Raw genomic sequence first — 18,120 nt, 5'->3', positions numbered from 1 at the left:
CCCATTCCTCAGAAGCTGTGTTCCGGCCCCGGGTAGGTCCCCTGCGCCACCTCGCGCGCGTATTCCGCGGCAGCGCTGCGCAATTCGTCGCCCACGCGACCGAAGCGCTTGACGAACTTGGCCGTCTTACCGCTGGTATAGCCGGCCATGTCCTGCCAGACCAGGACCTGGGCGTCGCAGTCGCTGCCGGCGCCGATGCCGACGGTCGGGATGGTCAGCTTGTTGGTGACCTGCCCGGCCAGCTCGGCGGGCACCATCTCCATCACCACGGCCACGGCGCCGGCCTCCTGCACCGCGATGGCGTCGGCGATCAGCTGTTCGGCCCCGTCGCCGCGGCCCTGCACGCGGTAACCGCCGAGGGTGTTCACGCTCTGTGGGGTGAAGCCGATATGCGCCACCACCGGGATGCCGGAGGCGGTGAGCCGGGCGATGTGCTCGGAAACGCGTTCTCCGCCTTCGAGTTTCACCGCGTGCGCACCCCCCTCCTTCATGAAGCGGGTGGCACTGGCCAGCGCCTGTTCCGGAGAGCCCTCGTAGCTGCCGAACGGCAGGTCGGCCACCACCAGGGCGTGCGGCGCGCCGCGGACCACGCCACGGACCAGTGGCAGCAGTTCCTCGATCGTGATCGGCACGGTGGTGTCGTAGCCGTAGACCACGTTGGCCGCCGAATCGCCGACCAGCAGCACGGGGATGCCGGCCTCTTCGAACAGTTTCGCGGTGGAGTAGTCGTAGGCGGTGAGCATCGCCCACTTCTCGCCCGCGGACTTCCATTGCTGCAGGTGCTGTACTCGCGTCTTCCGCCGGGAAGTTGTCGGTGCGGCGCCGTAAGCGGTGGTTTCGGAAGCAGGATTGTCCTGAGCAGCGGACATCATCGTCCCTTTCGTCTGTCCTCGAGGCCCGAACGGGTCCCCGGGTTGCTATGACCCGTCCAGTCTGCCACCGCGGCACGGCCGCTTTTAAGGCGTGCCCGGGATGGGATTTGTCACAGCGGTGGGAGCGACCTGGCGAGAGGAGGCAGCCCGCGCAACCACGGAGGTCGCCGCGGACACCGCCGAGGACACAGCCGGAGATGGAAGGATGGCGCGCATGTCCTTGTCGCGATCCGGTCGCGTCGCAGCCGCGGTAGCCCTGATGTGTGTAGCCGCCGCCTGCTCGTCGACGTCGAAGAATCACCCCGTCCCCCAGCCGTCCGCGCCGAGTCCGGCCGCGCTGCAGAAGTACTACACCCAGGTTCCGAGCTGGGGTAGCTGTGACGGATTCGGCGATTCCTCGACCCGGTTCCCGCAGGGCACCGAATGCACGCACATCTCGGTGCCGATCGATTACGACAAGCCCGAGGGCGCGACCGCGCAGATCGCGGTCTCCCGGATCAAGGCGACCGGGCAGCGCATCGGATCGCTGCTGTTCAACCCGGGCGGTCCCGGCCAGGCCGGCCTGTGGATGGCCGCGCAGGGCCAGGACACCCCGCTGGCGCAGCGGTTCGACCGCATCGGTTTCGACCCGCGCGGCGTCGGCGCGTCCACACCGCTGATCGAATGCCTGACCGGGCAGCAGTGGGATCAGCAGCGCGCCGAACCGCCCAAGGACTACACCCCCGCCGGCATCGCGGCCGCCGAGCAGGAGAACAAGGATTTCGCCGCGCACTGCACCGAGAAGACCGGCAACGAATTCCTCGCCCACGTCGGCACCCGCGAGGTCGTGCAGGACATGGACATCATCCGGGGCGTGCTCGGCGACGACAAGCTGAACTACGTCGGCTACTCCTACGGCACCCGGCTCGGCTACACCTACGCCGAGAAGTTCCCGGACAAGGTGCGGGCCATGGTGCTCGACGGCGCTCTCGATCCGGATGCCGACCCGGAGAAGGAATCGGTGCAGCAGGCCGCCGGATTCCAGAAGGCGTTCGACGCCTACGCCGCCGACTGTACGAGCAAACCGGACTGTCCACTCGGCCAGGACGCGACCCAGGCGGTGGCCCGGTTCCACGATCTGGTCAACCCGCTCTGGAACCACCCGGCCGAGACCCGCGACGGCCGCGGCCTCACCTACAGCGACGCCGTCACCGGTGTGCAGAACACGCTCTACGCCGAGGACAGCTGGAATGTGCTGAGCGCGGGCCTGGCTCAGCTGGCCAAGGGCAAGGGCGACATCCTGCTGCAGCTCGCCGATCTCTACGACGGCCGCAGCAAGGACGGCACCTACGACAATTCGCAGGACGCGTTCCTGGCCATCCACTGCGTCGACGATCCGGCCATCAAGGATCGCACCGAAACCGATAAGCAGGACGCCGAATACCGCAAGGTTGCCCCGTTCCTCGACGACGGCCACGCCACCGGGCAGGCGCCGCTCGAGATGTGCGCGTTCTGGCCCGTGCCCAACAGCGGCTCCCCGCACAACATTTCCGCACCGGGCCTGCCCAAGACCGTGGTCATCTCCACGACCGCGGATCCGGCCACGCCGTATCAGGCCGGGGTCGATCTGGCCCACCAGCTGGGCGCGGCGCTGATCACCAACAAGGGAACCCGCCACACCGCGTTCCTCTCCGGCGGCGTGCCGTGCGTCGACGATGCCGTGTTCGCCTACCTCACGGACCTGAAGACACCCCCGGAAGGGCTCACCTGCGGCTGACGCCACACATGCGGACCGGCGGTTGTTGCACGATGTAACACGGATTTAACCGCGGGTGCCTACGCTCGCGCGTATGGATCGCCAGAAGGAATTCGTGCTGCGGACGCTCGAGGAGCGGGACATCCGCTTCGTGCGACTCTGGTTCACCGACGTCCTGGGATATCTGAAGTCGGTGGCGATCGCCCCCGCGGAGCTGGAAGGCGCCTTCGAGGAGGGCATCGGATTCGACGGCTCGGCGATCGAGGGCTTCGCCCGGGTCTCGGAGGCCGATATGGTCGCCAAGCCCGATCCGTCGACGTTCCAGGTGCTGCCCTGGTCCACCAGCAAGGGACATCAGCATTCGGCGCGCATGTTCTGCGATATCGCGATGCCCGACGGATCGCCGTCGTGGGCCGATCCGCGCCACGTGCTGCGCCGGCAGCTGAACAAGGCCGGTGACCTGGGCTTCAGCTGCTACGTGCATCCGGAGATCGAATTCTTCCTGATCCGTTCGGCACTCAAGGACGGCCGCCCGGTGCCCGCCGACAACGGCGGCTTCTTCGACCAGGCCGTGCACGACGAGGCGCCGAACTTCCGCCGCCACGCCATCGACGCGCTCGAATCGATGGGTATCTCGGTGGAGTTCAGCCACCATGAGGGCGCGCCCGGCCAGCAGGAGATCGACCTGCGCTACGCCGACGCGCTGTCGATGGCCGACAACGTGATGACCTTCCGTTACCTCATCAAAGAGGTCGCCATCGACGAGGGCGTGCGGGCCTCGTTCATGCCCAAACCCTTCTCCGATCACCCGGGTTCGGCCATGCACACCCACATGAGCCTGTTCGAGGGTGAGCACAACGCCTTCGCCGATCCCGACGACCCGAACAACCTGTCCGAGACCGCCCGCGCGTTCATCGCCGGCATTCTCGAACACGCCAACGAGATCAGCGCCGTCACCAACCAGTGGGTGAACTCCTACAAGCGCCTGATCCACGGCGGTGAGGCGCCGACCGCCGCGTCCTGGGGCCGGTCGAATCGTTCTGCGCTGGTCCGCGTTCCGATGTACACGCCCAACAAGCAGTCCTCGCGACGAGTCGAGATCCGCAGCCCCGATTCGGCCTGCAATCCGTATCTGGCCTTCGCGGTGCTGCTGGCCGCGGGCCTGCGCGGGATCGAGAAGGGGTACACGCTGCCGCCCGAGGCCGAGGACGACGTGTGGTCGCTGACCACCGCCGAACGTCGCGCGATGGGCTTCCGCGAGCTGCCCTCGACCCTGGACGAGGCGCTGCGGGCGATGGAACGGTCGGAACTGGTCGCCGAAACGCTGGGCGAGCACGTGTTCGACTTCTTCCTGCGCAACAAGCGCCACGAGTGGGCCACCTATCGGGCCCAGGTCACGCCGTGGGAGCTGGGCGAGTACCTGACACTGTGATCGGCTGCGCGAGACCGGCTTCGGCCGGTCGCACCGACGGTCGGTGAGCACGTTAGGTTGTCCCGGTGAACGCGCCTGTATCGGTGGCCGATCAAGCACTGCAACCGCTGATCGACTGGGCCACCGCGGAACTCGGGAACCTGGGACGGACCGTGACCGGCGCGCAGGAGATGCGGCGCCGGGATTGGACGCTGCTCGCGCGCATCGACACCGACGCCGGAGCCGTCTGGGCGAAGGCGAGTGCGCGTGCGTTCGCCCACGAGGGCCCGCTGCTGGAGGCGCTGGATCGGCTCGTGCCGGATGCGGTGCCGAAACCTCTTGCGGTACACCGTGAGAACGGATGGTTTCTGGCACGCGACGGTGGTGAGACCATGCGAACCGGGCCGCTCGACCGGCAGTTCGCCCTCGACGGTTCCGACGCGCCACCGCCGCGGCCGCCGGGCTGGGAATCGGTGCTGCGCTCCTATGCCGCCCTGCAGCACACCCTGTGCACACACGCTGAGTCGTTGCGCGACACCGGAACTCCGTACCTGCCTCCGGCGCGCCTGATCGATGTCTATCGCCATTTCGCCGATCGCGCCCCTCGCCTGGAGTCCGCGATCGAGTCGGCCGCCGCCGAACTCGCGCGGTACGACCGGCTGAGCGTGGAACACAACGACCTGTATCCGGGCCACGTCTTCCGCACCACCGCCGCGGTGTTCGACTGGGGTGACGCGCTGATCACCCATCCCTTCCTGTCGGTGCGCACGTTCCGGGACCCACAGCGAGCGGCCTACTTCGACGCCTGGCGCGAACTGGCCACCGTCACCGACCGTGAGATCGAACTGGCCGAACGCCTCGCGCCCCTGACCACCCTGCATTCGTGGCTGACCATCGACACCGCGCCGGGCCGGCCGGCCGAACGGTTCGCGCCCTTCGTCACCGAGATGCTGGACCGGCTGCGCGCGAACTTCGCCTGAGCCACCCGGCCACCCGCGGCGAGGTGGCAGACTCGTAGGACCACAGCAGGAACTTCGGATCAACTCCGGAATCGAACAAAGGGAACAGATGTCGCAGAGCCGTTGGATGACTCGCGGAGCGCTCGCCGTCGGTGCGGCGCTGGCCGTCGCGCTGGTCGCCGGATGTGGTGGCGCAAGCACGGGTTCGGCCGGGCCCGAGAAATCCGGCGCCTCGGCGACGTCGACGGCCGCGCGTCCCAGCGGTTCGGCCGGCGTCACCGCCAAACCGGGACAGACCAGCCCCGTGCAGGTTCCCGACCCGGTCGCGCAGAAGCTGTGCGACGCCATCTCCCCGCAGCTGTCGGATTGGCGGGTGCAGGGCCCGACGCTGGGGAAGGTGGCGCTCAACATCACCGTGCATCAGTGGGCCGCCGAGAACGGCGGCATCAACCTCGCGGTGCTCGGCGACAAGGCCGTGGTGGACCGCATCACCACCAAGACCTGCTCGGACACTCGAAATCAGGCGCTGCAGGCGCTGGAACTGCCCGATCTCGCCTCGGGAATCGCCTTCTGATGCGCACCCTGTACCCGCCGCTGGAGCCCTACCGAGAGGGCATGCTCGACGTCGGCGACGGGCAGCACCTCTACTGGGAGGAGTCGGGCAATCCCGAGGGCAAACCGGTGGTGTTCCTGCACGGCGGCCCCGGTGGCGGCACCAATTCGACGCACCGGCAGTTCTTCGATCCCGCCGCCTACCGGATCGTGCTGTTCGATCAGCGCGGCTGCGGGCGTTCGACGCCGCACGTGGCCGACGGGGCGAGCCTCGAGGTCAACACCACCTGGCATCTGGTCGCCGATATCGAGCGGCTGCGCACCCATCTGGGTATCGAGCGGTGGCAGGTTTTCGGCGGGTCCTGGGGTTCGACACTGGCGCTGGCCTACGCCCAGACCCACCCCGAGCGTGTCACGGAGATGGTGCTGCGGGGCGTTTTCCTGTTGCGGCGCAAGGAAATCGACTGGTACTACAACGGCGCCGCCGGATTCGTCTATCCCGACGAGTGGGAGAAGTACCTGGCGCCGATTCCTGCGGACGAGCGCGACGGGGATCTGGTGGCGGCCTATCACCGGCTGCTGCACTCCCCCGACGACGAGGTGGCGGCGGCCGCCGCCGTGGCATGGTCCAGTTGGGAGGGCGCGACGAGTTCGCTGCTGCCGCAACCGGAACGGGTCGCCGAATCCGCCGAACCCCGCTTCGCACTGGCCTTCGCCCGCATCGAGAACCACTACTTCGTGCACGGCGGATTCCTCGAAGAGGGCCAGCTGTTGCGCGATATCGACCGGATCGCGCATATTCCGGTGGTGATCGTGCAGGGCCGCCACGATGTCGTCTGCCCGGCGGTCAGCGCCTGGGATCTGCATCGGGCCTGGCCCGGTTCGCGGCTGCATCTGGTGGCCGATGCCGGACACGCCGCGGCCGAACCCGGCACCACCCATCATCTGATCGAGGCCACCGACGAATTCCGGGATCGGCGATGAGCGGGGCAGCCGGTCCCGCGGTCGTCGCCGCCCTCGGCGAGGACGTGGACCGGCTGCTGGCCGCGGAGCCGAAGGTCCGCGCCGACGAACCGGATTCGGTCCATCAGATGCGCGTCGCCACCCGCCGCTTGCGATCGGTGCTGCGGTCCTATCGGAAAGTGTTCCACCGCGACGAGATAGACGCGATCCGTACCGAATTGCGCTGGCTGGCGGGTCTGCTCGGCATCGCCCGCGACGCGGAGGTGCGCGCCGACCGGTTCGCCGCGCTGCTGGACGAATACCCCGATGTGCAACGCCATCTCGGGCGACGGCTGGTGAGCGCGGAACGCGCGGCCTACACCGACGCCCACCGCACCGTGTTGCGCGAACTCGACGGTGAGCGCTATGCGCTGCTGCGGGCGCGGGTGGTCGGCCTGCGCACCGATCCGCCGTTGCGCCGCAAGCGCGCCCGCCGCGACGCCGACCGCGTGTTCACCGCGGCCGTGCGCGCGGACCTGCGCCGGCTGAAAGCACACGTCGACGCGGAACGCGACGTCGAGGAGACCGACCGCGTGGAGGCGCTGCACGATATCCGCAAGGCTGCCAAGCGTTTACGCTACAGCGCCGAAGCGGCCACCGATATCCTCGACGGCCCGGCCGAGGATCTGGCCCGCCGCGCGAAGAAGGTGCAGGGCGTCCTGGGCGACCACCGCGACGCCATCGAGGCGTTGGCCACCATCACCGCCCGCGCGGAGATCGTGCGCGGCCACGGCGCCGATACCGCCCCCTACGATTTGCTGTGCGCCGCCGAAGTGGAAGCCGCCCGCACCGCCCTCGCCCAGTACCCGTCCCTCGTCGAATTCCTGAACTACGACTACCTGTCCTGATCGGGCTTGACCTTCACGTATACGTCAATCCCTACGGTCGGCGATATGACCTCCACTCCCGCGACCACCCGCTCGATCCACCTGGCCGCTCGCCCCGGCGGGTTTCCCGAACTCACCGATTTCCGAACGGTCGACCACCCGATGCCGGCCGCCGCGGTCGGCCAGGTGTTGATCCGCAATCTCTTCATGTCGATCGACCCCGGCAGCCTCATGCAGATCGGCGCCTATCCCGGGATTCCGCTGCCGCCGTTCGCGATCGGTGAAGCGCTGTCCGGCGACGCGATCGGCGAGGTGATCGAATCCGGTGATCCGGCCGTGCCCGAGGGCGCGCTGGTCCTGCATCGGCTCGGTTGGCGCGAACACGCCCTCGCCGATGCGCGGACGGTGCGCGTGGTGGATCCGGATGCCTATTCCTCGCCGTCGGGATATCTGGGCTTCGGTCTGGTCGCCTATGTCGGGTTGACCGTGGTCGCCGGCCTGCGCGCCGGCGATACCGTCTTCGTGTCCAGCGCCGCCGGTGCGACCGGGAGCCTGGCCGGGCAGATCGCTCGACTGCTCGGCGCCGGTCGCGTCGTCGGCAGCGTCGGCTCGGCGCGCAAGGCCGCTCACATCGTCGACGATCTCGGCTACGACGCCGCTGTCGACTACCACGACGAACCTCTCGTCGATCGGCTGCGGGCCGCGGCGCCCGACGGCGTGGACGTGTATTTCGACACTGTCGGCGGCGCCCAGTTGCGTGCGGCGATCGAGGTGATGAATGTCGGCGGACGCATCGCACTCTGCGGGGCCCTGGCCAGGCAGAGTGCGGGCGGCGAGCCGGATGCCGGTCCGGGTGATCTGCTGGCCGTGATCGGCAAGCGATTGACGTTGCGCGGATTCACCACTCTCGACCACCTGGACCTGGCGCCCGAATTCGGCCGGAAGCTGCGGGAGTGGACGGCAGCGGGAGACATCGTGCGTACCGAAACCGTCGTCGACGGACTCGAGAACGCGCCGCGCGCACTGCTGGATACGGTCCGGGGGCGCTACACCGGGAAGGTTGTGGTGCGGCTGGCGCGTTGAGCACGAGGGTGAGACGGCGGAGAGGATACGCGCGATGTTGATCGGCGAACTGGCGGCCCGCACCGGAGTCACGACCCGGGCGCTGCGCTTCTACGAGGAACAGGGACTGCTCACGTCCGGGCGCACCGCCGCCGGATACCGCGAGTACGAGGAGGACGCGGTGGCCCGGGTGCGCAACATCCGGGAACTGCTTCATCTCGGGTTCACCGTCGAGGACGTGCGGGCCTTCGCTCCCTATCTGGATAGGGAGCTGCCCGACGTCTTTCCCTACGAACCACGGTGTGCCTCGGGATACGCGGTGGTCGGTCCGCCACGGGTGGCGGAGCTGAACGAGCGCATCGCCCGGTTGACGCGCCTGCGGGATCAGTTGGTGAGCCGGATGCCGTGGCTGGATCCGGAGCAACCCCCTGGCGACGAACGAGTCATTCCGCCGGAAAAGTGAAGCCCACTACGCGTTTATCGGGGTCCGCGATGTCCAGGCGCACGCGCACCCGTTGCCCCTCCGGCGGCGATCCGGCGCATTTGGCGAGGACCGGCGGATCGGCGACGAAGATTTCGGCGGATCGGTTGCCGTTGCCCTCGCGGATGACCACCGCCTCGAAGACGTCGCCCAGACGTGGTGCGAGAACGGTGGATTCGGTGAGGTCGATGCAGGCGCGTTCGAGTTTGCCGCCGACCGCGTCGCTGCGCCGCATCGTGTCCGCCGCGGCGCCGAGTCCGTCGCGAACCCAGTGCGGTACCGGGGTGCCGGCACAGCGAGCCAGGCAGATTTCGGTGGCGTACCGGTCGGCGAGGCGACGCAGCGGCGCCGTCACATGGGCGTAGGCCGCGCCGATGCCGCTGTGCTGCACCACATCCGGCGTTTCGCCGTCGAGCACGGTGTAGGACGCGCCGCGCAGCAGACTGGTCGCCTCGGAGTTGAGCACCAGCGCGGCGGGGGTGTTGGGATCCAGTCCGGCCAGCATCCGGCCCACCGGCATCCCGGCCGGCCAGTGCACGCCGAGCGCGGCGGCGGTGCGGCGCATGGACGCGATCGCGGAGGCCGGTGGCGCCGGCATGGTGCGCAACAATCCGACGCGGGGGTCGGAGCCGTTGTCCGCCAGCATGATTCGGGCCGCACAGATGCCGGTGAGCAAGGAGACCTGTTCGTTCCAGTCGTCGGCGGCGGTACGCGGTTCGACCGCCAACTGCCAGTGTTCGGTGTCGTGGTCGCGGCCGTCGGGGATCACCGATTGCGCGGGCAGCCGCAGTTCGATCGCGCCGCGGGCCAGGCCGGCCTCGATGCGCAGGCGGCCGAATTCCGGCAGTGCGGCGATCGAGGGATGCAGGCGGCCGGCGTCGGCGTCGGCCTGGACACCGGGATAGTCGAGGCGGGCGCGGGAACGAACCAGGGCGCGCCGCACCGAGAAGCGTTGTGGTTCGGCCTTGTCGTCACAGTCGATGGTCCACAGGGCGGCGGGACGAACCGCGCCGGGCAGCAGACTGGCCGACCCTTCCGAGAGCACCGGCGGATGCAGCGGCACGGTGCCGTCGGGGAGATAGAAGCTTTGGCCCCGGGCGAGGGATTCCCGCGCGAGCGCGCCGTCGGGCGCGACCACCGCGCCCACATCGGCGATGGCGTAGTGCAGCAGGAATCCGGTCGGGGTGCGTTCGAGATGCAGCGCCTGGTCGAGATCCATGGCGCCGGGTGGGTCGATCGTCACGAACGGGATGTCGGTGCGATCGGCCCGGACGCCCGCGAACGCATCGGCTGCGTCGCGGGCCTCCGAGACCGCCTCGGAGGGATATTCCGAGGCGAGTCCGAATTCGGATCGCACGACACCGAAGTCCACCGGTGCCGAGACGATCCTGGGATGCAGTTCCACGCGGGGCGCTGAACCTTACTTGAGCGCCAGCATGGTGCCGTTCAGCTGATCGAACGGACCGTACACGGTGAAGACGACGCGGCCGTCGGGGTACTGCGACGACAGGGTCGCCGCGGCATCGAGAGCCTGGCCGAACGAGGCCGCCGACGGGTGCGGCAGCACCGCGATCGTCTGGCCGACGTGGGACTGGTGGACCCACTGGGTGTCACCCGGGCTGAGGTCCACCTGGACGCCACCCGGCAACGGAGTGACCGCGACCGCGGACGCCGATCCCGCGCCCAGCACCGCAACACCCGACGCAGCTGCGGCGATCAATGCACCGGCCGCCAACTTGCGAACTACTCGCATATATACAGAACCTGCTTTCCGACACTCGTAGCACCCATAGCCACTGCCACCCCCGGCAGCGACACTTCCAACGGCCAACACTTTATGACGTCGATCACGGTTCCGGCCACTCCGGGGCGGTTCGTCGCACGGGACACGCCGAGACCAGCCGATTCGCCCGCATTTGCCGAGAATGCGCCCGCCCACCGCACCGGGCCGAAACCGAGGCGTGGACCGCCCGTACCGTCGGTGCCTGCGATTTCGCGCTTCCCCACCGCGACCGCGGCAATGCGGTTTCCACGAGCGCAACGGGGGTCGACGAATCGGCTCGAACACGGCCCGCGACGGTCGCCGAACCGGATCATTCCGGAAGGAAATATCGCACCATTCAGAGCGAACAGTCATAACTCAGACGACTCGGACCTGCGTCCAGATCACGCTACCGTACGCCGAATCCCCCCGTCGAGTCCGTTTTCCGCTGGGCCTGCGACTGTCCGAGCGCGCTGTTACTGTTGCCGATGGTGACAGGCCACGGCGTACCCACGGATTCGGGGGTCCGTGCAGTAACGAGAGTGCGCCGCGCGGCGAGAGTCGTCGAGTAATAGTTCCTCGAGTACAAGGAGTTCCACACCGCATGTCGTCCATCGTCTTCGACTACCTGCTGCCTCTCGTCGGTCCCGAGCAGGCGGCCTACTGGGCCCAGATTCTGGTGATCAACCCCGCCGGCTGATCATCGCGCGACCGCACCGGTGCCGGCGGCCCCCGCGGGCACCGCATGCGGTCGCAAGGCCCGGCTTCGACGACGATCCGACACAGGAGGCCTCCACCATGACCACCGATCACGTCTGGTTCATCACCGGCACCAGTAGCGGCTTCGGCCGTGCGATCGCGGAGGCGGTGCTGGCCGAGGGCGGCAGTGTGGTCGCCACCGCGCGCACACCCGAATCCCTTGCCGACCTTCGAGATCGCGATCCGGAGCGGGTCCTCGTGGCACAGCTGGACGTCACCGATCCGGCGTCGATCACCGCGGCGGTCGAGGAGGCGCGAGTTCGGTTCGGCCGCATCGACGTTCTGGTCAACAACGCCGGGTACGGACTGCGCGGCGCGCTCGAGGAATGCGACGACGAGCAACTGCGCACACTGATGGAAACCAATGTCTGGGGCCTGATTTCGGTCACCAGGACGGTCCTGCCGCTCATGCGGGCGCAACGCAGCGGGCATATCGTGCAGCTGTCCTCCGTCGGCGGTGTGCGTGCCCGTCTCGGCGGAACGCCTTACGCACTCAGCAAATTCGCGGTCGAGGGACTGTCGGAGGGTTTGTCGTACGAGGTCGCGCCGTTCGGCATCAAGGTCACCATCGTCGAGCCGGGGCCCTTCCGCACCGACTTCGCCGGCCGGTCCATCCAGTGGGCCGAACCGATGCCCGAATACACACCGATCTTCGCCGAGGAACGCGAGCGATTCCAGGCTCAGGACGGCGCCCAGCCCGGCGATCCGGCCCGCGCCGCCGAGGCCATTCTGCGCGCGGTCGCCATGGACGAACCGCCGTTGCGGCTGCCGCTCGGCCCCGAGGCCTTCGCCGGCATCCGCGCCACCCTGACCCAGCGCCTCACCGATCTGGACGAGCTCGAACCCTGGGCCGCCGACACCGGCTTCCACTGATCACTCCCTCGTCTCGACCGGAGGACCCGCCATGCTGTCCGCGGACGACCGCTTCGCGATCACCGACCTGATCAACCTGCACGGCCACCTGACCGACAACGGCGATTTCGACGGCTGGCCCGCACTGTTCGCCGAGGACGTCGTCTACGACGTCACCGCCATGGGCGGCGGCGTCCTGGTCGGTATCCCCGCGTGCCGGGACTCCGCGCTCGCACTGGGCGAGAACAACCCCGTCGCCCACCACGTCACCAACATCGTCGTCAACGAGGTCGCCGACGGCACTGTCCGCGCCCTGTCCAAGGGCTTCGGCGTCCTGACCGACGGCACGGTCGGCAGTGTCACCTACGAGGACACCATCCAGCGCATCGGCGCCGGCTGGAAGATCACCCATCGCATCGTGCGCCCTCGGCGCACACCGCTGCACCCGTAGACGCGGGTCCGACGCCGACCGGTCGGCGGCCGAACCTCCGGTTGCCGAATAGTCGCGAAATATGCGCTGAAGTGCTCGGCGCGGGTGATCATGGAGGCATGACTGCGGAACCGCTACCGCACGCCCCCGGCCTGCGACGCGCACTGGACGAAGCCGCCGGGATCGCGCGCGAGGCCGGCCACACCGCCCTCGACACCGAACATCTCGTCCTCGCATCGCTGCGTCACCCGAGTTCGGCTGTAGCTCGCGCCTTCCAGCGCACCGGCGCCAATCTGGCGGCGATCTCGGACGCCTTGCACGACACCCTGTGCAACGGGCCGTACCCGACTCCGAACGAACATCCGGACAACGGCGAGGGCTGCGCACGCTAGCCGGGAAGGCCGGTCAGCGCAGCAGGGTTTCGTCGCCGACCGTGAACTCGGTGACCTGCGCTTCGCGGATCATCGCGCCTTGCTCGCCGGAAATCCCCGCGCCGCGGAATGCGTCCAGCGCCGCACGATCGCTCCACCGCTCCAGAATATTGATGCGCCCGGCGTCGACCAGATCGGCCGACAACGCGAAATCGAGACATCCGCGGGTCTGCCGGGCCGCGTTCACCACCTCGACGCAGGTCGCCAGATAGCGGTCGCGATCGGCGGGGTCCACCCGCAGGTAACCGGTGACGATGATCTGCCGAGGCGTCGCATCCATGCGGTCAGCGTCTCACGCCGCGAACGAGAATCCCCGGAGGGGACGAGTCGGTCTGTAAGCCGGATCCTGTTCCCGGTTCGCACCGGGAGGCGACCATCCATCTGGGTGCACCGTCACCGGGCACCTCGAGCAGTCAACCCGCAGGCTCGGGCGAGCAGCCCTCGGGCACCTGCGCAGCCGCACTCGCGAGAGTGCGACCTTCGACCTTGCTCCGGGCGGGGTTTACCGAGCCGCCCCGGTCACCCGGGGCGCTGGTGCGCTCTTACCGCACCGTTTCACCCTTACCGGCGGACCTCCGGAGAGACCGCCGGCGGTCTGTTTTCTGTGGCACTGTCCCGCGGGTCACCCCGGGTTGCCGTTAACAACCGCCCTGCTCTGTGGAGTCCGGACTTTCCTCGGCGACGGGCAGCGGCACAACCGTGCCCGTTCCCGTCGACGCGGTCGCCCGACCGACTCGTCGCGCACCATTGTGCCGTGCGAGCGGCGCCGAGCGCACGCCACCCCGGCGATCGCACCGGCGTGCTCGCGCCACCGGCTCGGACGTCGCGTCCCCCGCCGACGACCACGGCCGGCGTCGGTGTCGCGGGGGCGAACGCGGCTCGGCCCGGGCGACGGCGAGATCGTGGCGCGGTACCGCCGGTTACGCATACAGTGAAGCCCGCATTCGCCGGCGAGCGCGCATACTCGCCGGCGAACCGACGGCACAGAAGGGCAGCGCACATGGGGTTCGGCGACTTCCAGAACGAGATCTACTTCCAGGGGCTGCGCGGTGTCGTGCCGGAGTACCCGGTCGCGTTCGCCGAACTAGAAGAGCGCGCACAGGCGGCCATGCCGCCGTCGATCTGGTCGTATGTGGCCGGCGGCGCGGGCGACGAGCGTACCCAGCGCGCCAATGTCACCGCCTTCGATCACTGGGGGCTCATCCCCCGCATGTTCGTCGGCGCGAAGGAGCGCGACCTGTCGGTCGACCTGTTCGGAATGACGCTTCCCACACCGCTTTTCATGGCTCCGGTCGGCGTGATCGGCCTCTGCGCCCAGGACGGCCACGGGGATCTGGCGACCGCCCGCGCCGCCGCCCGCACCGGCGTGCCGATGGTCGCCTCGACCCTCACCGTGGATCCACTCGAGGATGTCGCCGCCGAATTCGGTGACACCCCGGGCTTTTTCCAGCTCTACACGCCCACCGACCGCGATCTCGCGGCCAGCCTGGTGCATCGCGCGGAGCAGGCCGGTTACAAGGGCATCGTCGTCACCCTCGACACCTGGATCACGGGCTGGCGGCCGCGCGATCTGTCCACCGGTAACTTCCCACAACTGCGCGGGCACTGCCTCGCCAACTATTTCACCGATCCGGTCTTCCGCTCCGGTCTGCAGCGCTCACCGGAGGAGGATCCGATGAGCGCGGTGCTGCGGTGGGTGCAACTGTTCGGCAACCCGCTGCGCTGGGAGGATCTGGCCTGGCTGCGCTCGCTCACCGATCTGCCCTTGATCGTCAAGGGAATCTGCCATCCCGACGATGTGCGCCGGGCCCGCGACGGTGGCGTGGACGGCATCTACTGCTCGAATCACGGTGGGCGCCAAGCCAATGGGGGACTGCCCGCGCTGGACGTGTTGCCCGAGGTCGTCGACGCGGCCGAGGGTCTGCCGGTGCTGTTCGATTCCGGAATCCGCAGCGGCGCGGATGTCGTCAAGGCGCTCGCACTGGGCGCCACCGCGGTCGGGGTGGGCCGGCCCTACGCCTACGGCCTGGCGCTCGGCGGCGTGGACGGAATCGTGCACGTCCTGCGCTCTCTGCTGGCCGAAGCGGACCTGATCATGGCGGTCGACGGCTATCCGGCACCGAAGGATCTGACTCGCGAGTGTTTGCGTTCTGTTCACCCGTAATCGTGCCCTGAGCGGGGATCCACGTCTGCGGCCGGGCGCGCGCCCCGGTACGGTATTCGCCCATGGAGCGTGTCGAGGTGGGGTTCGGTTCGGGAAGCGAACAGTGTGCAGCGTGGCTCTATCTTCCGGACGGCCCGCCCAAACCGCGTCCACTGGTCATCATGGGGCACGGGCTGGGCGCGAACCGGGAAATGGGTCTGGATCGCTACGCACGCCGGTTCGCCGCGGCCGGAATGGGCGTGCTGGTCTTCGATTACCGGCATTTCGGGGCCAGTGGCGGTGAGCCGCGCCAGCTGATCAACATCGCCCGCCAGCGCGACGACTGGCGCGCCGCGATCGCCTTCGCCCGCACCCTCAAGGGTTTCGACGCGACCCGAATCGCGTTGTGGGGCAGTTCGTTCGGCGGCGGGCACGTCCTGTCCATCGCGCACGAGGACGACTATCTGGCCGCGGTCGTGGCGCAGTGCCCGTTCACCAGCGGCTGGTCCTCGGCGATGGCGAAGGGGCCGATCAGCCTCACCAAGACCGGCACCCTCGCGCTCGCCGACCTCCTCGTGGGCCCGATCCGCCGCAAGCCGGTGGGCGTGCGACTGGCCGGGCGCAAGCGTTCGGCGGCGTTGATGAGCGCCTCCGACGTGCCCGAGGGTTTCGGCCGCCTCGCCGAGGAGAGCGCGCAGTACCAGCCGAAAGTGGCTGCCCGCGTGGGTATGTCGGTGATGTTCGATTCACCGTGGCGGCGCACGAAGGCCATCAAGGTGCCGGTGTTCTACGCGGTGTGCGACAACGATTCGGTCGCACCGGTGGGTCCGACGCTCAAGGCCGCCGAACGCACCAAACACGGCATCGTGAAGCGATACCCCATCGGGCACTTCGACATCTACTTCGACGACTGGTTCGAGAAGGCCGTCTACGACCAGACCGAATTCCTGGTGTCGGTGCTGCGCCCCTGAACCCGGTGTCCCCGACCGGTGTTCAGAGATACGAGGTGTCGTTGACCAGCCGCACCGACGATCCGCCGTCGGGGTAGAACTCGGCGATCGACAGCGACGCAAGATCCAGATGCAGCCGGTACAGCAGGGACGGGCCGGCTTCCAAGGCCAGTTGCAGCAGCGTCTTGATCGGCGTCACGTGGCTGACCACGACGACGTTCTGCTCTGGATACAGCGCCAGCAGATCGCGGCGCGCGGCCTCGACACGTTCACGCACCTGTGCGAAGCTCTCACCACCGGGAGCCGGCAGCGACGGATCACCGAGCCAGCGCTGATGCAGTTGCGGATCCCGTTGCGCCGCTTCGGTGAACGTGAGACCTTCCCATGCGCCGAAGTCGGTTTCGGTCAGCGCGTCCAGGACCCGCACCGGCACGTCGAGCGCTCGGGCCGCGGCCTGCGCGGTCTCCCGAGCCCGGCCCAGTGGCGAGGTCACGACCGCGGCGATATCGCCTTTCGCGGCAAGGTATTTCGCGGCACGGGCGGCCTGTTCGCGACCGAGCGCGGTGAGTTCCGGATTGCCGCGGCCGGAATACCGTCGCTCCACGGACAATTCGGTCTGACCGTGACGCAGCAGCAACAGCCGGGTCGGCCGCCCGCGGGCGCCGGTCCAGCCCGGACCGGGCGCGGGGGCCGTCTCCTGCACGACCGGATCCTCGTGCGCGGCACGGGCGTCGGCCGCTTCGTCGATCCAGCTGGGCAGCTCGGCTTCGACGCCGCGTGCCGAATCCTGGGCGGCCGATTCCGGTTCGGCCACACTGTCGATCACCGGCCGCTCGGTATCCGCCTCGCGCACCTCCGCGACCACCACCGCATCGTCCATCGCCTCGTTGGCGAGCCGATCGGCGTGCGAATTCTGCTCGCGCGGAATCCAGTGGAAACTCACGCGATCGAAGCCCGCGACCAGCTGCCGGGCTCGTTCGGCGAGCGGAATCATGGCCGCGTGCTTGACCTTCCAGCGTCCCGACATCTGCTCGACGACGAGTTTGGAATCCATCCGCACCTCGACCGTGCGGGCGCCCAGTTCGGCGGCGGCCGCCAAACCCGCGATGAGACCGCGGTATTCGGCGACATTGTTCGTGGTGACGCCGAGATATTCGCGACGTTCGGCGAGGATCGTGGCGCGGTCGGAATCCCAGATCACCGCGCCGTAGCCGGCCGGGCCGGGATTACCTCGCGAGCCGCCGTCGGCCTCCACGATCACCGTGCGTACCGTCATCGCCGGGCCGTCACAATCCGGACTGCTTGGTGCGCACCATGATCGCACCGCATTCGGGACAGCGGACCACGACCTGCGGATCGGTCTTGGCGATCCGGGCGATCTCGCCGCGGTCGAGTTCGATCCGGCAGGCGCCGCACCGGCGGGCCTGCAGCAGCGCCGCGCCGACGCCGTGCTGGGCGCGCTGCTTGTCGTAGATCGCGAGCAGCTCGTCCGGGAATCCGGCGAGCAGCTGTTCGCGATCGGTGCCGCAGCGCTGGGCGGCCACGTCCAGGTCGGCGACCGCGTCGTCGCGACGGCTCTGTGCCAGGGTCAGATCCTCCTCGGCGCGCGAGAGGTTGGCGCCCGCGTGCTGGTGATCGGCCTCGGCCGCCTCGCGCCGCTCCATCACCTCGAGCAGTTCGTCCTCGAGGACCCCGCGCCGGCGTTCCAGGCTGCCGAGTTCGTGCTGCAACTCCGAGAGCTGCTTCGCGCCGACGTTGCCGCCCTCGAGCATGCCGCGATCGCGCGCCTCACGTTTGCGCACAGCGTCGATCTCGCCCTCGAGTTTGCGAATGTCGCGGTCGAGATCGTCGAGCTGGATCTCGACCTTGACCGCCGCATCCTTGCGGTCGGT

19 protein-coding genes and 1 other RNA gene are annotated in these 18,120 nt (G+C 68.7%); 13 read left to right on the top strand and 7 right to left on the bottom strand.

Annotated features, from left to right (window positions below):
- Positions 1 to 8: 8 nt before the first annotated feature.
- Positions 9 to 872 (bottom strand): 3-methyl-2-oxobutanoate hydroxymethyltransferase, encoded by an 864-nt coding sequence (panB, locus tag ON23_RS07865; RefSeq protein WP_086006860.1) that lies wholly within the window; start codon positions 870 to 872, stop codon positions 9 to 11.
- Between the two features lie 205 nt (positions 873 to 1,077).
- Between panB and ON23_RS07860 the strand changes: the two genes are divergently transcribed.
- From ON23_RS07860 to ON23_RS07825, 8 genes are all read left to right on the top strand, one after another.
- Positions 1,078 to 2,628 carry an alpha/beta hydrolase gene (locus tag ON23_RS07860; protein ID WP_086006859.1) on the top strand — a complete coding sequence of 517 codons (1,551 nt, stop codon included), beginning with the start codon at positions 1,078 to 1,080 and terminating at the stop codon, positions 2,626 to 2,628.
- Between the two features lie 73 nt (positions 2,629 to 2,701).
- Positions 2,702 to 4,039, top strand: coding sequence for a type I glutamate--ammonia ligase (gene glnA / locus ON23_RS07855; protein WP_030515350.1), 1,338 nt, complete (start codon positions 2,702 to 2,704; stop codon positions 4,037 to 4,039).
- A gap of 65 nt (positions 4,040 to 4,104) precedes the next feature.
- Entirely contained in the window at positions 4,105 to 4,998 is an 894-nt protein-coding gene (locus ON23_RS07850) for a hypothetical protein (RefSeq protein ID WP_039777195.1), read from the top strand.
- Positions 4,999 to 5,104: 106 nt separating this feature from the next.
- Entirely contained in the window at positions 5,105 to 5,551 is a 447-nt protein-coding gene (locus tag ON23_RS39160) for a hypothetical protein (protein WP_244969787.1), read from the top strand.
- Positions 5,551 to 6,513, top strand: a complete 963-nt coding sequence (pip, locus tag ON23_RS07840; RefSeq protein WP_039777193.1) for a prolyl aminopeptidase — start codon at positions 5,551 to 5,553, stop codon at positions 6,511 to 6,513. Before ON23_RS39160 ends, pip begins: the two co-directional genes overlap by 1 nt.
- Positions 6,510 to 7,379 (top strand): CHAD domain-containing protein, encoded by an 870-nt coding sequence (locus ON23_RS07835; RefSeq protein WP_039777192.1) that lies wholly within the window; start codon positions 6,510 to 6,512, stop codon positions 7,377 to 7,379. The genes pip and ON23_RS07835 overlap by 4 nt, the downstream gene beginning before the upstream one ends.
- A 45-nt stretch (positions 7,380 to 7,424) precedes the next feature.
- Entirely contained in the window at positions 7,425 to 8,441 is a 1,017-nt protein-coding gene (locus tag ON23_RS07830; RefSeq protein ID WP_039777191.1) for an NADP-dependent oxidoreductase, read from the top strand.
- A gap of 34 nt (positions 8,442 to 8,475) precedes the next feature.
- Positions 8,476 to 8,883: a MerR family transcriptional regulator gene (locus ON23_RS07825; protein ID WP_039777190.1), complete on the top strand. Its 408-nt coding sequence runs from the start codon at positions 8,476 to 8,478 to the stop codon at positions 8,881 to 8,883.
- Here ON23_RS07825 and ON23_RS07820 read toward each other — a convergent pair.
- The gene (locus ON23_RS07820) at positions 8,864 to 10,306 is read right to left on the bottom strand and encodes an RNB domain-containing ribonuclease (RefSeq protein WP_083903768.1); all 1,443 of its coding nucleotides are present in this window, start codon (positions 10,304 to 10,306) and stop codon (positions 8,864 to 8,866) included. The two genes, ON23_RS07825 and ON23_RS07820, sit on opposite strands and share 20 nt — an antisense overlap.
- A gap of 15 nt (positions 10,307 to 10,321) precedes the next feature.
- Positions 10,322 to 10,654 carry a hypothetical protein gene (locus tag ON23_RS07815; protein ID WP_036499952.1) on the bottom strand — a complete coding sequence of 111 codons (333 nt, stop codon included), beginning with the start codon at positions 10,652 to 10,654 and terminating at the stop codon, positions 10,322 to 10,324.
- 807 nt (positions 10,655 to 11,461) lie between these two features.
- Here ON23_RS07815 and ON23_RS07810 point away from each other — a divergent pair.
- The 3 genes from ON23_RS07810 (at position 11,462) to ON23_RS07800 (ending at position 13,096) form a co-directional block, all read left to right on the top strand.
- Complete coding sequence (locus ON23_RS07810; protein ID WP_039777189.1) at positions 11,462 to 12,295, top strand: oxidoreductase; 834 nt, start codon at positions 11,462 to 11,464, stop codon at positions 12,293 to 12,295.
- Positions 12,296 to 12,326: 31 nt separating this feature from the next.
- Positions 12,327 to 12,725 (top strand): nuclear transport factor 2 family protein, encoded by a 399-nt coding sequence (locus tag ON23_RS07805; RefSeq protein ID WP_039777188.1) that lies wholly within the window; start codon positions 12,327 to 12,329, stop codon positions 12,723 to 12,725.
- Positions 12,726 to 12,823: 98 nt separating this feature from the next.
- The gene (locus ON23_RS07800) at positions 12,824 to 13,096 is read left to right on the top strand and encodes a Clp protease N-terminal domain-containing protein (protein WP_039777187.1); all 273 of its coding nucleotides are present in this window, start codon (positions 12,824 to 12,826) and stop codon (positions 13,094 to 13,096) included.
- A gap of 13 nt (positions 13,097 to 13,109) precedes the next feature.
- On the opposite strand, the gene ON23_RS07795 is transcribed toward ON23_RS07800, so the two are convergent.
- Both ON23_RS07795 and rnpB read right to left on the bottom strand, forming a co-directional pair.
- Positions 13,110 to 13,415: a putative quinol monooxygenase gene (locus ON23_RS07795; RefSeq protein WP_039777186.1), complete on the bottom strand. Its 306-nt coding sequence runs from the start codon at positions 13,413 to 13,415 to the stop codon at positions 13,110 to 13,112.
- Between the two features lie 39 nt (positions 13,416 to 13,454).
- Positions 13,455 to 13,872: RNase P RNA component class A (gene rnpB / locus ON23_RS35835), an RNA gene on the bottom strand.
- Between the two features lie 263 nt (positions 13,873 to 14,135).
- Here rnpB and ON23_RS07790 point away from each other — a divergent pair.
- Both ON23_RS07790 and ON23_RS07785 read left to right on the top strand, forming a co-directional pair.
- A complete protein-coding gene (locus tag ON23_RS07790) occupies positions 14,136 to 15,299 on the top strand; it encodes a lactate 2-monooxygenase (RefSeq protein WP_039777185.1) in 1,164 nt (387 codons plus the stop codon).
- Positions 15,300 to 15,361: 62 nt separating this feature from the next.
- Entirely contained in the window at positions 15,362 to 16,249 is an 888-nt protein-coding gene (locus ON23_RS07785) for an alpha/beta hydrolase (protein WP_039777184.1), read from the top strand.
- A 22-nt stretch (positions 16,250 to 16,271) separates the two neighbouring features.
- Here the strand turns inward: ON23_RS07785 and ON23_RS07780 are convergent, their stop codons facing one another.
- Positions 16,272 to 17,504 carry a bifunctional RNase H/acid phosphatase gene (locus ON23_RS07780; protein ID WP_039777183.1) on the bottom strand — a complete coding sequence of 411 codons (1,233 nt, stop codon included), beginning with the start codon at positions 17,502 to 17,504 and terminating at the stop codon, positions 16,272 to 16,274.
- Positions 17,505 to 17,514: 10 nt separating this feature from the next.
- On the bottom strand, positions 17,515 to 18,120 hold a 606-nt coding region (locus ON23_RS07775; protein ID WP_039777182.1), incomplete at its 5' end, for a zinc ribbon domain-containing protein.

The organism is Nocardia cerradoensis NBRC 101014, from assembly GCF_000308535.1.
In the GTDB taxonomy this organism is placed as follows: domain Bacteria; phylum Actinomycetota; class Actinomycetes; order Mycobacteriales; family Mycobacteriaceae; genus Nocardia; species Nocardia cerradoensis.
The sequence above is the reverse complement of the archived record's forward strand: the minus strand, read 5'-3'. Positions and strand labels throughout refer to the sequence as shown.

What these genes read in the sequence shown, in the direction of transcription:
- ON23_RS07795 (WP_039777186.1), bottom strand. Translation starts at nt 13,415, where the DNA reads ATGGATGCGACGCCTCGGCAGATCATCGTCACCGGTTACCTGCGGGTG.
- glnA (WP_030515350.1), top strand. Translation starts at nt 2,702, where the DNA reads ATGGATCGCCAGAAGGAATTCGTGCTGCGGACGCTCGAGGAGCGGGAC.
- ON23_RS07805 (WP_039777188.1), top strand. Translation starts at nt 12,327, where the DNA reads ATGCTGTCCGCGGACGACCGCTTCGCGATCACCGACCTGATCAACCTG.
- ON23_RS39160 (WP_244969787.1), top strand. Translation starts at nt 5,105, where the DNA reads ATGACTCGCGGAGCGCTCGCCGTCGGTGCGGCGCTGGCCGTCGCGCTG.
- ON23_RS07780 (WP_039777183.1), bottom strand. Translation starts at nt 17,504, where the DNA reads ATGACGGTACGCACGGTGATCGTGGAGGCCGACGGCGGCTCGCGAGGT.
- ON23_RS07825 (WP_039777190.1), top strand. Translation starts at nt 8,476, where the DNA reads ATGTTGATCGGCGAACTGGCGGCCCGCACCGGAGTCACGACCCGGGCG.
- ON23_RS07830 (WP_039777191.1), top strand. Translation starts at nt 7,425, where the DNA reads ATGACCTCCACTCCCGCGACCACCCGCTCGATCCACCTGGCCGCTCGC.
- ON23_RS07815 (WP_036499952.1), bottom strand. Translation starts at nt 10,654, where the DNA reads ATGCGAGTAGTTCGCAAGTTGGCGGCCGGTGCATTGATCGCCGCAGCT.
- pip (WP_039777193.1), top strand. Translation starts at nt 5,551, where the DNA reads ATGCGCACCCTGTACCCGCCGCTGGAGCCCTACCGAGAGGGCATGCTC.
- ON23_RS07790 (WP_039777185.1), top strand. Translation starts at nt 14,136, where the DNA reads ATGGGGTTCGGCGACTTCCAGAACGAGATCTACTTCCAGGGGCTGCGC.
- ON23_RS07800 (WP_039777187.1), top strand. Translation starts at nt 12,824, where the DNA reads ATGACTGCGGAACCGCTACCGCACGCCCCCGGCCTGCGACGCGCACTG.
- ON23_RS07810 (WP_039777189.1), top strand. Translation starts at nt 11,462, where the DNA reads ATGACCACCGATCACGTCTGGTTCATCACCGGCACCAGTAGCGGCTTC.
- panB (WP_086006860.1), bottom strand. Translation starts at nt 872, where the DNA reads ATGATGTCCGCTGCTCAGGACAATCCTGCTTCCGAAACCACCGCTTAC.
- ON23_RS07835 (WP_039777192.1), top strand. Translation starts at nt 6,510, where the DNA reads ATGAGCGGGGCAGCCGGTCCCGCGGTCGTCGCCGCCCTCGGCGAGGAC.
- ON23_RS07785 (WP_039777184.1), top strand. Translation starts at nt 15,362, where the DNA reads ATGGAGCGTGTCGAGGTGGGGTTCGGTTCGGGAAGCGAACAGTGTGCA.
- ON23_RS07860 (WP_086006859.1), top strand. Translation starts at nt 1,078, where the DNA reads ATGGCGCGCATGTCCTTGTCGCGATCCGGTCGCGTCGCAGCCGCGGTA.